Here is a 13,792-nt window from a genome sequence, read left to right as displayed (position 1 = left end):
TTAATGAATTGTTTATAGTGGTTTTTGGGTGGAAACCAAAGGCGAGGCGGTGCCGGAACGCTTTGGAAGTATGGTTTCGCGCAAGAAACCGGCGGCCCAACTCATATGAATGGCGAACGACACAACGCCCGCGTAAAGCCCGCAGATTGATCTCTTGCTTATCGCGATGACCAGCGAAGCTGCGCCAAGAACCAAAAGGTACATGATTGGCAGAAGAAGAGTCCACCAAATGAACGGTGCGGCTATCAGGCTCATCAGATTTGCAAGCAACGCCACAATTGGCAGCGCTTGTCGTAATTTCAGCACTTCCTGGTGTTTGCGAATGGTGCGGGCGCGCCCTTTGCCATAATTGAAGTATTGCCTGGCCAAGGCGGTGGCGCTGCTGCGAGGTACATACTGAATGCGGATGTCTGCATTGAGAAAAATGCGTCCTCCTTGTTGCGCGACGCGCGCATCGTATTCGGCATCTTCATTGTGAGAAAACGTATCGTCGTATCCGCCAACTTTCTTGAAGACCCTCAAATCGAAGCCAGCGTGATGACCATGATCGACATAACCGGACTTCCGCCCCGCCTTGTGAGCAGATCCGCCTGATCCAAGTATTGTGTTTGAGACCCATGCATTGGCCTTCTCGAAGCAGGATTGGCCAATGGCGTCCATCGGTACGACGACAGATGCGGCTTGGGTGGACTTCAATGAATCGACGACATCCAGAATGAAATTTGGCGGATAGATCGAATGTGCATCGCAACGCACCATATAATCGGTGTGGTCTGAGCCAAATGCCTCGACGGCCAGATTGATTGCTGCAGCCTGTAGCCGTTTGGGGTTTTTCAGGACGATCAAATTTGTGAACTCGCCTTTGAGACCCTCGACAATCTCAACAGTACGGTCGTGACTTCCACCGTCCGCGATGACGAGTGGAATTTCCTGTAGCGCTTTGTCGCCCACCAATAGGGAGCGAATGCACGCCTCGATGTGAGCTTCCTCGTTCAAGGTCGGAATCACGGCCATTGCGTTCGACTGCGATGCATATGTCGACTTCGGCATAGTGTTTCTTTCCATAACATCGGAAGGCATTGAGGGTCCTGAACGTCTGCTTCTGTTTAGGAACAGCAAAATTCATTCCAAAAGCTAAGGCCCATGTCGAGAGGCTGGCAAAACAACGCTTCAACCGACCAAAACCTGATCGCTCCCTCCCTTACGTTAGCCTTGCCGTCGGCGCCGAACATCCTAAGGATAGACGCATATATCAGGAGGAAATCGACATGATTGGTGTGGTTGTGAACCTGTCCATTCAAGAGGGCAAGGAAGCGGAATTTGAACAGGTCGCAAGGGACCTGATGGCGAAGGTCAAGGCCAGCGAGCCGGGCTGTCTCACATACCAGCTCTATAAATCCAAAGACGGCTCCTACGTTTTCCTCGAAGAGTATGCCAGCCAGGACGATCTGGATGCGCATGGCAAGACCGAGCATTACACCGCAGCTGCGCCAAAGCTGGGCGCATGCCTCGCTGGCGCGCCACAAATTACCTACCTCACAAGCGTGGATTGATCCGAGACAATTATGGACCTCTCATTTACCAAGGAAGACCTTGAGTTCCAAAAAGAAGTCAGGGATTGGATTGCCGAGGCGTATACGCCTGAGCTGCGTGCGAAAATGGCCATGTCGAAGAACGGGTATCTCGACAAGGACGGCCAGGTGGAGTGGCAAAAGCGCCTTTATGAAAAGGGCTGGGTCGCGCCCAACTGGCCGGAAAAATATGGTGGCCCCGGTCTGTCACCATCCGAGCGCTACATCCTGAACATGGAGCTTTCCGCTGCCGGTACTCCCACGGTCAGTCCGATGGGGATATCGATGGTCGCGCCAGTTCTGATGGAATTCGGTTCAGACGAGCAAAAAGAAAAGTACCTTCCGCCGATCCTCCGGTCTGATGTCTGGTGGTGCCAAGGGTATTCAGAGCCGGGCGCTGGATCTGATCTCGCTTCACTACAGATGAGCGCGGTGCGCGACGGTGACGACTACGTTCTCAACGGTTCGAAGATCTGGACCACGCACGCGCAGTGGGCCGACATGATCTTCTGTCTGGTCAGAACTTCCAAAGAGGGTAAGCCTCAGGAGGGGATCAGCTTTATCGTGTTTCCGATGACTCTGCCGGGTATCACTGTTTCCGCACTTCCTACGCTGGATGGACCACTGGAAGGGCAGCAGGAGATCAACCAGGTCTTCTTCGAGAATGTCCGTGTGCCAGTGGCTGAAGCGCTTGTAGGCGAAGAGAACAAGGGCTGGACCTACGCGAAATACTTGCTCCAGTTCGAGCGTGGCAATGCGTATGCCCCGGGTCTTCGGAACATGCTGAGAAAGGCGCGAAAGATAGCCAGTCTGGAGCAATCTGAAGGTGAGGCGCTTATCCGTGATCGGGATTTCTCTCGCAAGCTGGCGAACATGGAAATCAAGATCGACAGTCTGGATGCAACTGAGCAGAGGATTTTTTCGGCCTTGTCGGCGGGGCAGGCAGTTGGCCCTGAGAGCTCCATGCTCAAATGCGAAGGGTCGGATACCCAGCAGGCGATCACGGAATTGATCCTGGAAGCGACCGGCGCCTATGCTGCACCATTTGTTCAGGACAGTTTCGCTGTCGCGCGGGATGGCGCAAATGCTGACCTGCCAATGCCGCAATATGCCGTGCCTGTTGCGCCGAGTTACTTCAACTATCGCAAGACGTCGATCTACGCTGGTTCAAATGAGATCCAGCGCAACATCATGGCCAAGATGGTGCTCGGCCTTTGACCTTTACGGCAGCGCCCACGCCAGTCGTACGCAAGCCGGGCTTCCTGACCAGGATTGCTTATGGCGTGGGCGGTGCCGCGAGCGGGGTCAAGAATAACGGCTTCGAATATTTTCTGCTGCTCTACTATAGTCAGGTCCTGGGCATCTCTGCGTCGCTTGTTGCTGGCGCGTTGTTCCTGGCTCTTGTCGTTGACGCTGTGTCGGATCCGATTGTCGGGTATTGGTCGGATAATGTCCGCACACGCTTCGGGCGTCGGCACCCCTTCATGTACGCAGCCATGTTGCCCCTTGGCGTTGCATATTTCCTGACCTGGAATCCTCCGGAGGGACTGGATAGCCAAGGATTGTTTGTCTGGTTGGTTGCGATCACGATCACCGTGCGGCTGTGCTTTACGTTTTACGAAGTGCCAAGCCTCGCACTCGCCGCAGAACTCACGCAGGATTACGACGCCCGAACCAGCCTCATGTCATTCAGGTATTTCTTTGCCTGGATCGGCGGCTTGGCCATTCAGGTTGCCTTGCTGACTTTGCTATTGCGGCCAACCGAAACGGTGAAGATGGGATTCTTCAATCTGGATGGATGGCACACCTATGGGTTCTGGGCAGCGGTCACGATCGTCGGTGCCATTTTTATCTGCAGTGTCGGCACCCATCGTTATATCCCACACCTCAAGGCAGCGCCGCCTGCTCGCAACCTCACCATCGGCAAAGTGTTCAGTGAGATATTCGAGACCGTTTCGAATCCGTCATTCCGGGCGCTATTTCTGGCGACACTTTTCGGTCTGTTCGCGAGTGGAATATCAGCGGCATTGAATCAGTACATCAATGGCTTCTTCTGGGGCTTTGACACCGATCAGATTGCAGGGCTAACCATGGGCGTATTCCTGTCGGCTGGCATGGCGCTGGTGCTGGCACCGCTCATCGGGAAATCGCTGGGCAAGAAGCGCGGGGCGATCATCATCGGCTTGTTCGCCTTTACAATTGCGCCAGCCCCCGTTCTGGCGCGGCTGTTCGGGCTCATGCCTGCCAACGGGACTGACGCGCTGTATTATATCGTGCTCGTGATCACTGTGGTCGATGTGGCGTTGATCATTGTGACGCAAATGCTGATGGCGGCGATGGTTGCGGACATTGTTGAAGAAAGCGAACTTGCCACAGGGCGCCGTTCCGAAGGCATCTTCTTTGCGGGTATCAGCTTCATTCGGAAGCTTTCGCAGGGGGCGGGAATTTTGACGGCTGCCGTCGTATTGTCGGTGGCAGAGCTACGGCCGGGCATGCAGCCGGGTGAGGTGGCGGATGCTTCGCTGGACCGTCTCGGATGGGGGTATGCTGTGTCGCTGCTCGTAATCTGGATGCTCATGATTTTCTGTCTGAGCTTTTATCGTATCAGCAGGGAAAGCCATGCAGCCAATCTGGCTGCACTCGCAGCCAGGGATGAGCCGGGCACAACTCCCTGAAAAAACTCACTGATTTGTCATGAAGTGAGGAATTGCCACCTGCTTCACGCCGCAATAGAGCCATAGTCATGATGCATACACTCCGCATGACGAAACACGTTTCGAAGTTCCTGGTCGTTGCCGGGCTTTCGGTTCTGGCCCTTCTTGTCCTGGCTTTGTTGCCACTGTTCGCAAGCGCGCAGCGACTGCCGCAGTCACAAACCGAAATTGATCTCAGCTTTGCGCCGCTTGTCAGGGAAGCGTCGCCGGCTGTCGTCAACGTGTTCACCGAACGTATGGTGTCCAATCGCGTATCGCCAATGGAGCAAATGTTCTTTGGCAATGCCATTCCCAAGCAGCGTCGCCAGAATTCGCTTGGGTCCGGTGTGATTGTCGGATCAGACGGTGTGATTGTAACGAACAATCATGTGATCGAAGGTGCGGATACGTACCGTGTCGTGCTGAGTGATCGCAGGGAGTATCCGGCTGAATTGGTGCTCGCGGACGAGCGGACTGACCTTGCTGTGCTGAAGATCGACACTGAGGGCGCGGTGTTGCCGGTATTGCCATATGCAGACACGCGTGCGGCGCAAGTCGGCGATCTTGTGCTGGCCATTGGAAACCCGTTCGGCGTTGGCCAGACTGTCACCAGCGGCATTATCTCTGCGACGGCGCGAACAGATGTCGGAATCTCTGACTATGCCTTTTTCCTGCAGACCGATGCGGCGGTGAATCCAGGGAATTCAGGCGGCGCTCTGGTCAATACCAAGGGCGAACTCGTTGGCGTGAATACGGCGATCTTTTCTCGCTCCGGCGGTTCGAACGGGATCGGGTTTGCCATTCCGGCAGAGATGGTGAAGCGCGTGGTTGACGCGGCCATGAATGAAGGCACGTTTGTACGCCCTTGGCTCGGTCTCGCCGCGCAATCCGTCAGCTATGACATTGCAAAAGCTCAAGGTCTCGATCGGCCGGTCGGCGTGATGGTTACCGAGGTCTATGATGATGGTCCCGCTGATGAAGCCGGACTGCGCCGCGGCGATCTGATCACCGCCATCGATGGACGTGAAGTCTTCGATGAGAAGGGTCTGAAATTCCTGGCGGCCGTGCGGAGCCCCGGTGAGGAAGCGTCGCTGACAGTGCTTCGCGGCGGCAAGACCCAGAACATGGGTGTGACCGTGGCCCCGCCACCCGGTGCCAGCGAGGCTGACGTTGTATTGCTGGAAGGACGGACCGCATTCTCAGGTGCGCGCGTGGTTGAGCTCTCTCCTCGTTTGGCTGAGGAAAACGGGCTGGATCCTTTCCAGAAAGGATCAGGCATCTATGTCTATTCAGTCATGCGCCGCTCTATTGCGCGGAATTTCTTCCGCCCCGGAGACATTGTGCGCTCGGTGAACGGCGTTCAAACGAAGACGGTTGATGAGCTCAAATCGGCGCTCAACGAGGGAGCCAGTAGCTGGGATATTGAGATAGAGCGCAACGGCCGGGTCGTGCGCGGCACAGTCCGGCTTTAGGCGGGATGTCTCACTCGGCCGCGACTTTTGATGCAGTCTGGTCTGAAAACATATCCAGCATCAACCCATAGGCGTGCTCCAGTGGCAGTTTGTCGACATGTCGCTTTGCTGATCCGTCGACGCTTTGCACCCAAAACGCTCCATCGCGGCAATGCTTAGAATTGTTCACTTGGCCTACCAGCATGAACAGCTCCTCAAATGAGGTGCTTTCTCCATTTTTGGCGTTTGTCACTTCAAACCCGGGTCCGGTCTTCGATATCAGACCACACCAGAACATGATCCGATTTGCAGTGCGGCGCCATTCCATGATGGTCTTTCCGTTCGACTGAAGCGCGGCGAGCGTTGCTTCTGCTTCGATGGCGGCTGCTTCAGACTGGAATGTGGCCCAAGCCTGATGTGTCATGACCGGTTCGAAACTAACAGGTTGCGGTCCACCAGCCCATTGAAACAGGTCTTTGAAGCTGTGAGGGCGATACACGAATTTGCCGCCAATATGTTCATATTGGGTATTGGCTTGCTGGCTTAGAGCTGTCGCCAAAACGATCCGACCGGTTGGGCCAACCAGATCAAAGGCCTTGCCAACGATCCGGTCCATGTGACGATACGAATCCTCGATTGCCGAACCGTAGTTCCGCACGTCTTCTTCAGAAGGTTTCACCTGGTAGGAGTCCGGATCCATCTGACGCCAGTATCGGTGCTGAAGAAACGCTGTCGAATTGGCGAAAAACGTCGCGAACTGTGGACGGCGCTTTTTCCACGTCTTTGCGAATACGTCCCACATCATCCAATCGAGGACGAGCGCGCGCCCCCATTTGCGATCGCCAGATGCGGTCTTCTCGCCGGCGATCTGGCTCATGGCCGTTGTAACCGTATTCAATGAAAGCCCATGACCAAGCATGAACTTCATAAAATTCATGGCGTCAGCGGAAGTTGGCTTGGCATTTGGGTTGGTATGCTCGGCAACATGAAAGCTGATGAATTTGTGAAAGGCCTCATAAGAGGCGTCGCTTGGCGTGACATTGGCAGACCACGGGTCCGGCACCAGGAAGACGCGGTCTTTGCGCTTTGCGTCTGCGTTCATTGAACCGAAGACCACGCTCTCCACACCGGATTCCGCCAGAGTGTCCCAGACACGAGCTGGCTTGATGAGATGTCCTTCGTCCAACTCGGCGGCGCCGTGAACGCTCTCGGGCTGACCAGTGTGAAACGTGGGCCACTGTACCCAAGGTTCCAGCGTTGGGTCATCCGTGTGAGTTACGAAAACTTCTGAACTGTCGCGAAGCTTCTTGAAATTCGGAAGTTGATCCGCGGCGATCATGCGCTCCAGAATTGGTGGGCACAACTCGTTCAATTCAAGAACGAGTACCGACCCGGTCTTCAAATCAGCCTTCATAACAAACACGGTCCCCTTAAACGCCAACGCTTTCTGCGATCGCATTTTTTATGCATGAATTGGGCCAAGTGTCGATTACATCGCTTCGAAATTCAACCAGACTGGTGGAACGCGTCAGGCAGTCGCCTTTGGATGCAAAATCACAGGCAGTTTTTCGTAACCAAGCACGAAATTGGACAATACCCTTGTCGGTTCTCCCGTGACTTCCACGCGGTCAAAGCGGCGCAGGATTTCCTCCCAGAGAATACGCAGTTGCATTTCTGCGACGCGATTTCCCATGCATCGGTGAATCCCGAACCCGAATGAAAGGTGGCGCCGGGCATTTGCGCGATCAATCCGGAATGTATCGGCGTCGTCGATTACCTCTTCGTCCCGGTTGCCGGAAACGTACCACATGACCACTTTGTCGCCTTTGCGGATTTTCTGGCCGCCGAGTTCGGTATCTTCTGTCGCCACGCGTCGCATATGTGCAAGCGGCGTTTGATAGCGAATGATTTCTGAGACCATATTCGGGATCAGCGAGGGATCGGCGCGTAGCTTATCGTATTCTTCGGGAAACTTGTTCAGGAAGTAGACGCCCCCTGAAATCGAGTTTCGCGTCGTGTCGTTCCCACCCACGATCAGCAGCATGAGATTGCCGAGCAGTTCGATTGGATTGTCGACCATGTGCTTGGTGTCGTCGCTGTGAGCGAGCAGGGAGATGAAATCAAACTTTCGGGGCTCTGCCGCCCTTTGGCGCCACAGCTGAGTGAAATAGGCGACGCATTCATTCAGATGCTTCATCCGCCATTCCATATCTGTGCCGACGATGCCAACAGCGTCGCTCGTTGTCGCAACGTCTGACCAGAAGGGCAGCTTGTGACGATCTTCGAACGGAAAGTCGAACAGTGTCGCCAGCATTTGTGTTGTCAGTTCGATGGAAACCTTGTCGACCCAGTTGAATTCTTCACCGACTGGCAGGCTGTCCAGAATTGTGCTGACGCGCTGTCGGATAAGGTCCTCGAGTTCTGACAATTGGGTCGGCGCGACCGCAGGCTGCGCCACCTTCCGCTGAATGTCATGGAGCGGAGGGTCCATGGCGATAAACATCGGTGGCTGGAAATTGTCGCTGGGATCGCCAATCACGATGCTCGGCTCAGACGAGAATGTCTTGTGATTGGAGTCGACGGCGATGATGTCGTGATACTTGGTCACCGACCAATATGCGCCTACGGAGCTTTCCGGGCAGTAGTGTACGGGCGCTTCCTGTCGCAAACGCCGGAAATACTCGCCTTGCATGTCGTTCTGAAATATCTCCGCCTTGGACACGTCAAATGTCTCAAGCGGCAGTGTCCAGGGGTCTGGAATTGCGCTCGCAGCCCCATACTCGGTATCGGCCATGTGTTCCTCCCGTTTTTTTCTTTTCAAAGTACGCCTGAAACGGGCAGGAGGCCAGCGCTCAGGTAGCGCCAATTGTTGTGCGGTGCAGCAGGCGGGCATGACCAGGATAGCCGCCGGTCGCCATGTGAAGCAGGCAGCGATTGTCCCACATGACCAGCATGTTCTCTCGCCATTTGTGTCGATACTGGAACTCCTGCCGGGTTTGCCAGCGGTAGAGCTCTGTCAGGAGAGCCCAGCCTTCGTCGTCCGTCATGTCTTCGAAACCCGTAATGTAACCGGCGGCGCCAAAAAGCGTCTCCCGGCCGGTTTCGGGATGTGTACGAATGACATCATGAGTTTGTGTCGCCTCCGCATCGGAAGAGGCGATTATGGTCATGCTCCTGCCGTTTTCCTTGTCCGCTTCACCATACATGCCGCCCGGCGCGTAGGCATTGCGGGCGGAGTGGACGGCTTTTCGTCCTTCCAGCCGACTGCGTAACTCTGACGGCATGTGTTCCAGAGCCAGATACTGGTTTGAGAACAAGGTGTCGCCACCCGATGGGGGGATGGTGATTCCGAACAGGCACGTTCCGCTTGGGGGTGATTCCTGAAAGCTCCAATCCGTGTGCCAGCTCTCAGCGAAGATCGGAGCTGTCTCGTCCGCGGCGCGCTGAACCGCGATAATGTGTTCGTGTCCGTCGATGGGTGCGATAAACGGGTCATCTCCGAAGGGGCCAAAATAGAGCGTGAAGCGTTCAAGATCTTCGTCGCTCATTTCCTGGTCCGGGAACACGAGAACCAGGTGGTCCAGCCACGCCGACCGGATTTCATCTACGGTCTCTTTGGCGAGTGGTTGGGTCAGGTCAACGCCGCGAACAACAGCGCCGCACGCTTCCCCCGTTGGTGCAATCTTCAATGTCATTATATGTCTCCTCCACCTTCCACCTTATCACGGCATTCAAACCCGCCTAGAACGAGCTCATGACCGACCTTTTCTCTGCATCCGGCCTCTCGGAAGGCGCGCCGCAACCATTGGCGGACCGCTTGCGCCCAAAGTCTCTTTCGGAGGTCGTTGGACAGGACCATTTGTTGGGGGCGGACGGCCCACTACGGCGTATGCTCGACGCCGGGCGTTTATCCTCCATTGTTTTCTGGGGCCCGCCCGGGGTCGGGAAGACTACTATCGCCCGTCTGTTGGCGAGCGAGACGGATCTCGAATTCGAGGCCATAAGCGCGATTTTTTCCGGCGTGAAGGATTTGCGCGCAGCGTTCGAGCGTGCTGAGGCCCGCCGTTCGACCGGCAAGGGAACCTTGCTGTTCGTTGATGAGATCCACCGGTTCAACAAAGCGCAGCAGGATGGGTTCCTGCCCTTTGTCGAAGGGGGGACCGTGACGCTGGTTGGGGCAACAACCGAGAATCCAAGCTTTGAAATCAATGGCGCTTTGCTGTCGCGGTGCCAGGTCATGGTGTTGAAGCGATTGGACGAGACCGGGCTTGGTCAACTCATTCAGCGTGCTGAAACCCTGGAGGGGAGGGCGCTGCCGGTAGCACCTGCCGCACGCGCGGTTCTGATGGAAATGGCGGACGGCGACGGGCGCTATCTGCTTAACCTGGTCGAGCAGGTCTATACGTTCGCCGGCAAAGGCGATGTCCTCTCAGTTGAGGCGATGTCTACTGCGCTTCAGAAACGTGCGCCTGCCTACGACAAATCCGGCGACGGGCATTACAATTTGATCTCGGCGCTTCACAAATCCGTTCGCGGATCAGATCCGGATGCGGCGATGTACTGGTTCGCGCGTATGCTGGAAGGCGGAGAAGATCCTCGCTTCATCGCGCGCCGACTTGTCGTGATGGCGAGCGAGGATATTGGTCTCGCGGATCCGACGGCGATGATGGTAGCTGGCGAGGCAGCCAGAGCCTTCGAGCGGTTGGGAGATCCGGAAGGGCTTATTCCGTTGGCGCATTGCGTTGTTCATCTGGCGACTGCCCCGAAATCGAACGCTGCCTATATGTCCCTGCACAAGGCTCGGGCAGCCGCGAGAGAGACTGGCAGCTTGATGCCGCCCAAAACCATTCTGAATGCACCAACCAGCATGATGAAAGATCAGGGCTATGGGGACGGCTACATATACGATCATGATACGGAGGAGGGCGTGTCTGGTCAGAACTATTTTCCGAAAGAAATGGGGCGCCCCGTGTTTTATGAACCGACCGGACGTGGGCGAGAACGCGCAGTGCTTGAGCGCATGAACTATGTTGCCGAAATTCGTAAACGCTATCGGGGTGACTCATGAGAAATCGCCCGTTGCCGTCTCTGAGGGAGGCGGATCGTGCTTATGTGAGCAGTATTTTGCTCCATGAAGACAGCCAAGTGATCGTTTTCGACAAGCCGTCGGGATTGGCTGTGCAGGGCGGCGGGGGTGTTGAGCAGTCGCTGGACGACCTGCTCGTGGCTTTTGCCAAGTCAAATGGGAAGAGGCCGCGGCTGGTTCATCGTCTTGATCGGGGGACGTCAGGCGTTATCATCGTCGCACGGACAAAGCCTGCTGCAGCGTTTTTGTCTAAGGAATTCTCTTCACGCCGTGCACGGAAGACGTATGTTGCTGTCGTTGAGGGAAAAATCCCTGATGGCGACGAGGGCGTGTTCGACCAGCCACTTGTGAAAGTCGAAGAGGGTGGTCGCCCGCGCATGTTGATCGCCAAGCCGGACCGCAAGGGGAAACTGTCCGCCGCAACCGCTTGGCGAGTTGTATCTCGTACTGGCAATCACGCCGTGTTGGAGCTCTCACCGGAAACTGGGCGCATGCATCAAATACGGGCTCACCTGATGGGGGCGGGCTGTCCAATTCTCGGAGATCACCTTTACGGCACTGGCCAGCGATCAGCGGATCGACTCATGTTGCACGCGCAGTCACTTGAGATCACGCATCCTGATGGAGAGAGGCGGACATTTAGTGCCCCGGTTCCCAGTGAGTTTGAGCGGGTCGCGACAAGGCTCGGTTTAGCCCTTGAGTACGGCACATAAAAAAAGCCCTCCATTTCGGGAGGGCTTTTGTCAGGAATGAGTGATTGCCTATCTCTCTCTGAAGCGTGGCATCACGATCTGGGCCTGTCCGGAATTGACGGCTTCCATCGTTGCCATTTGCTCGATCAGTGCTTGGACATTCTTATCGTCGGTCAGGCGGTTGAGCATGATGGCGGCCTCGGCGCCTTCGGCGGACACGCCGAACAGAGCTTCAAGAGCTTCCAATCCGGTCGGACGGTGCGGGTAGTAGACCAGACGTGGAGTCACATCCGCTTCGATATCGGCCAGTTCCTTTGCCTTTTCGACAGCGTCCATGAAGGTCCCGAGTTCATCGACCAGACCTACTTCCAGAGCGTCGGCACCTGTCCAGACGCGGCCACGAGCCACTTCATGCACTTCGTCATACGTCATGCCGCGACCATCTGCGACGATATTCAGGAACCGGTCATAGCCGCGCTTGAGCATGTCCTTTACGGCGGCTTCCTGCGTATCGGTGAACGTTGACGTGCCATAAGCACCCGCAAACTCGCCGCCGACAGTGACCCGGTCGAAAGTGATGCCGAGTTTGTTCAGGCCACCTTCAATGGCGAACTTGCCACCAAAGATTCCAATTGAGCCAGTCAGTGTTGCACGGTTTGCAAGAATATAGTCAGCGCCGGCAGAGACGTAATATCCTCCGGATGCCGCGAGCGACCCCATCGAAACGATTACCGGCTTTCCGTCTGCCTGTACCGTTTCAATTGCATTCCAGATCTGGTCCGCCGCAATCGGGGATCCGCCAGGGCTGTCGACGCGGAAAATAATGGCTTTCACTTTGTCGTTCGCCCCAGCGTCCAGAATGGCGCGCGCGATGTTGTCCGACGCGAAGCCAGGCGGAGACGCGAATGGAGAGTCTGATTCAGAGCCTCCCGTGACGACTGCGCCTTCACCGCCAACAACCGCGATTTGCGGGGCGCGCAATCCGGGGGCAGGGGCCTGATAGGATACGAGGTCGACCAATTGCGCCCCCTTGCCACCCTGTTCCAAGGCAGCTTCGGACGCTTCTTCAGGGTATCCGGTCTTATCGAGCAATTTCAGTTCAACGGCTTTCTCCGCTGGGATCATGCCCCCTTCGAGCGTTGCTTTCAGGGATGACACGGACAAGCCACGGTCCTCAGCGATGTCGCCAAGACCTGTTTCCCAGAGCGATTCAGCCAGTGCCCTCATCGCTTCCCGGTGCGGCTCTGTGTAGGAGGTTTCGTTGTAGGAGTTTGGCGCGTTCTTGTATTCATAGAACGGATACACTTCAGGTGTGACGTCAATTTTTTCGAACAGACCTTTGAAGAATTCCGTTTCGAACGTCAGTCCGGGAACAACCAGGTCTGCGCCGGGCTGCATCCAGATTTCATCCGCCGCCGAGATGGACCAGTAGGCAGAGGGGCCGCCAACGCCCAGCGTACCTTGTGAATGCGCGATGACGAATTTGCCTGAATCGCGGAAGCTGTGGATGGCTTGGCGAAGTTCTTCAGCTCTTGAGCTGCCCGTGCCAATGAATGCGCCGCGGATAAACAGGCCTTTGACAGACTCATCATCTTCTGCCGCCTTGAGGCGTGTAAGGAGGTCGATGAAGCCGGGCGAACCAGACAATGCGGCGAAGCCACCGGATGGAGCTTGGTCTGACAGCTCCATGTTGAGGTCCATGGAAAGGACCACAGCATCAGGGCGCTCAGGTTTTGAGCTTGATGCTCCAATTATGAGCATCATGAAAAATGAGAAGATCAGAAAAATAAAAATGAACATGGCGGCAAGGGCGCCTGCCATGGAAAGGAAAAACGTCTTCATCTAGTTGGGGTCTCCATCGGCACGGTCTGGGAGTCTATGGTTTTCTGTAAAACGATATTGCCGATTATCGATAAAAAGTAAAGGTGGGCATAGCATCCGTATTAAAATTAGGGCGGATCGACGCATTACCTGCACAAATCCACTGCAAAGGATGAGATCGGGTGTTGCCAGCCACCGCAAGAGTGGCTATTTCGGCGCCTTCGTTGGGGTGTCGCCAAGTGGTAAGGCACCGGTTTTTGGTATCGGCATTCCCAGGTTCGAATCCTGGCACCCCAGCCACTTCTTCGCAGTTGCCACACAAGTGGTATGATAGCGAACGACAAATATTTTGAGATACTGTATCACGCCGGTTGCGTTCGGGCGTGTGCCCGATATTTTCCTAACTGAATCGTAAACCCGCTTGTTGATCCCCGAATTCAGGGTTGTTAGCCTTGGAGATCAAAAGTAAGGGCGTTGC

The 13,792-nt window shown here is 55.7% G+C and carries 11 protein-coding genes and 1 tRNA gene; 7 read left to right on the top strand and 5 right to left on the bottom strand.

Features of this window, described 5'->3' with window-relative positions:
- Nucleotides 1-12: 12 nt before the first annotated feature.
- Nucleotides 13-1,050: a glycosyltransferase family 2 protein gene (locus HY36_RS13405; RefSeq protein ID WP_155841926.1), complete on the bottom strand. Its 1,038-nt coding sequence runs from the start codon at nucleotides 1,048-1,050 to the stop codon at nucleotides 13-15.
- Nucleotides 1,051-1,268: 218 nt separating this feature from the next.
- Between HY36_RS13405 and HY36_RS13400 the strand changes: the two genes are divergently transcribed.
- The 4 genes from HY36_RS13400 (at nucleotide 1,269) to HY36_RS13385 (ending at nucleotide 5,736) form a co-directional block, all read left to right on the top strand.
- A complete protein-coding gene (locus tag HY36_RS13400) occupies nucleotides 1,269-1,553 on the top strand; it encodes a putative quinol monooxygenase (protein WP_035553773.1) in 285 nt (94 codons plus the stop codon).
- A 12-nt stretch (nucleotides 1,554-1,565) separates the two neighbouring features.
- On the top strand, nucleotides 1,566-2,789 hold the full coding sequence (locus tag HY36_RS13395; RefSeq protein WP_035553771.1) for an acyl-CoA dehydrogenase family protein: 1,224 nt from the start codon (nucleotides 1,566-1,568) through the stop codon (nucleotides 2,787-2,789).
- Nucleotides 2,786-4,246 carry an MFS transporter gene (locus HY36_RS13390; protein WP_051602795.1) on the top strand — a complete coding sequence of 487 codons (1,461 nt, stop codon included), beginning with the start codon at nucleotides 2,786-2,788 and terminating at the stop codon, nucleotides 4,244-4,246. The genes HY36_RS13395 and HY36_RS13390 overlap by 4 nt, the downstream gene beginning before the upstream one ends.
- A 71-nt stretch (nucleotides 4,247-4,317) precedes the next feature.
- Nucleotides 4,318-5,736 (top strand): Do family serine endopeptidase, encoded by a 1,419-nt coding sequence (locus HY36_RS13385; protein WP_420537742.1) that lies wholly within the window; start codon nucleotides 4,318-4,320, stop codon nucleotides 5,734-5,736.
- Nucleotides 5,737-5,746: 10 nt separating this feature from the next.
- Here the strand turns inward: HY36_RS13385 and HY36_RS13380 are convergent, their stop codons facing one another.
- The 3 genes from HY36_RS13380 to HY36_RS13370 form a co-directional block, all read right to left on the bottom strand.
- A complete protein-coding gene (locus HY36_RS13380; RefSeq protein WP_035553766.1) occupies nucleotides 5,747-7,129 on the bottom strand; it encodes an alkaline phosphatase family protein in 1,383 nt (460 codons plus the stop codon).
- Nucleotides 7,130-7,243: 114 nt separating this feature from the next.
- Entirely contained in the window at nucleotides 7,244-8,509 is a 1,266-nt protein-coding gene (locus HY36_RS13375) for a cytochrome P450 (protein WP_035553764.1), read from the bottom strand.
- Between the two features lie 58 nt (nucleotides 8,510-8,567).
- Nucleotides 8,568-9,410, bottom strand: a complete 843-nt coding sequence (locus tag HY36_RS13370; protein WP_035553760.1) for a TauD/TfdA dioxygenase family protein — start codon at nucleotides 9,408-9,410, stop codon at nucleotides 8,568-8,570.
- A gap of 59 nt (nucleotides 9,411-9,469) precedes the next feature.
- Here HY36_RS13370 and HY36_RS13365 point away from each other — a divergent pair, with 59 nt between their 5' ends.
- The gene (locus HY36_RS13365; RefSeq protein ID WP_035553758.1) at nucleotides 9,470-10,783 is read left to right on the top strand and encodes a replication-associated recombination protein A; all 1,314 of its coding nucleotides are present in this window, start codon (nucleotides 9,470-9,472) and stop codon (nucleotides 10,781-10,783) included.
- Nucleotides 10,784-10,827: 44 nt separating this feature from the next.
- Entirely contained in the window at nucleotides 10,828-11,514 is a 687-nt protein-coding gene (locus HY36_RS13360) for an RluA family pseudouridine synthase (RefSeq protein ID WP_241764210.1), read from the top strand.
- A 48-nt stretch (nucleotides 11,515-11,562) separates the two neighbouring features.
- On the opposite strand, the gene sppA is transcribed toward HY36_RS13360, so the two are convergent.
- Nucleotides 11,563-13,335, bottom strand: a complete 1,773-nt coding sequence (sppA, locus tag HY36_RS13355; protein ID WP_035553753.1) for a signal peptide peptidase SppA — start codon at nucleotides 13,333-13,335, stop codon at nucleotides 11,563-11,565.
- Nucleotides 13,336-13,539: 204 nt separating this feature from the next.
- Here sppA and HY36_RS13350 point away from each other — a divergent pair.
- Nucleotides 13,540-13,614, top strand: a tRNA-Gln gene (locus HY36_RS13350).
- Nucleotides 13,615-13,792: the final 178 nt, after the last annotated feature.

It is taken from the genome of Hyphomonas atlantica corrig. (assembly GCF_000682715.1).
In the GTDB taxonomy this organism is placed as follows: domain Bacteria; phylum Pseudomonadota; class Alphaproteobacteria; order Caulobacterales; family Hyphomonadaceae; genus Hyphomonas; species Hyphomonas atlantica.
This window is presented reverse-complemented; position numbering and strand designations above follow the sequence as displayed.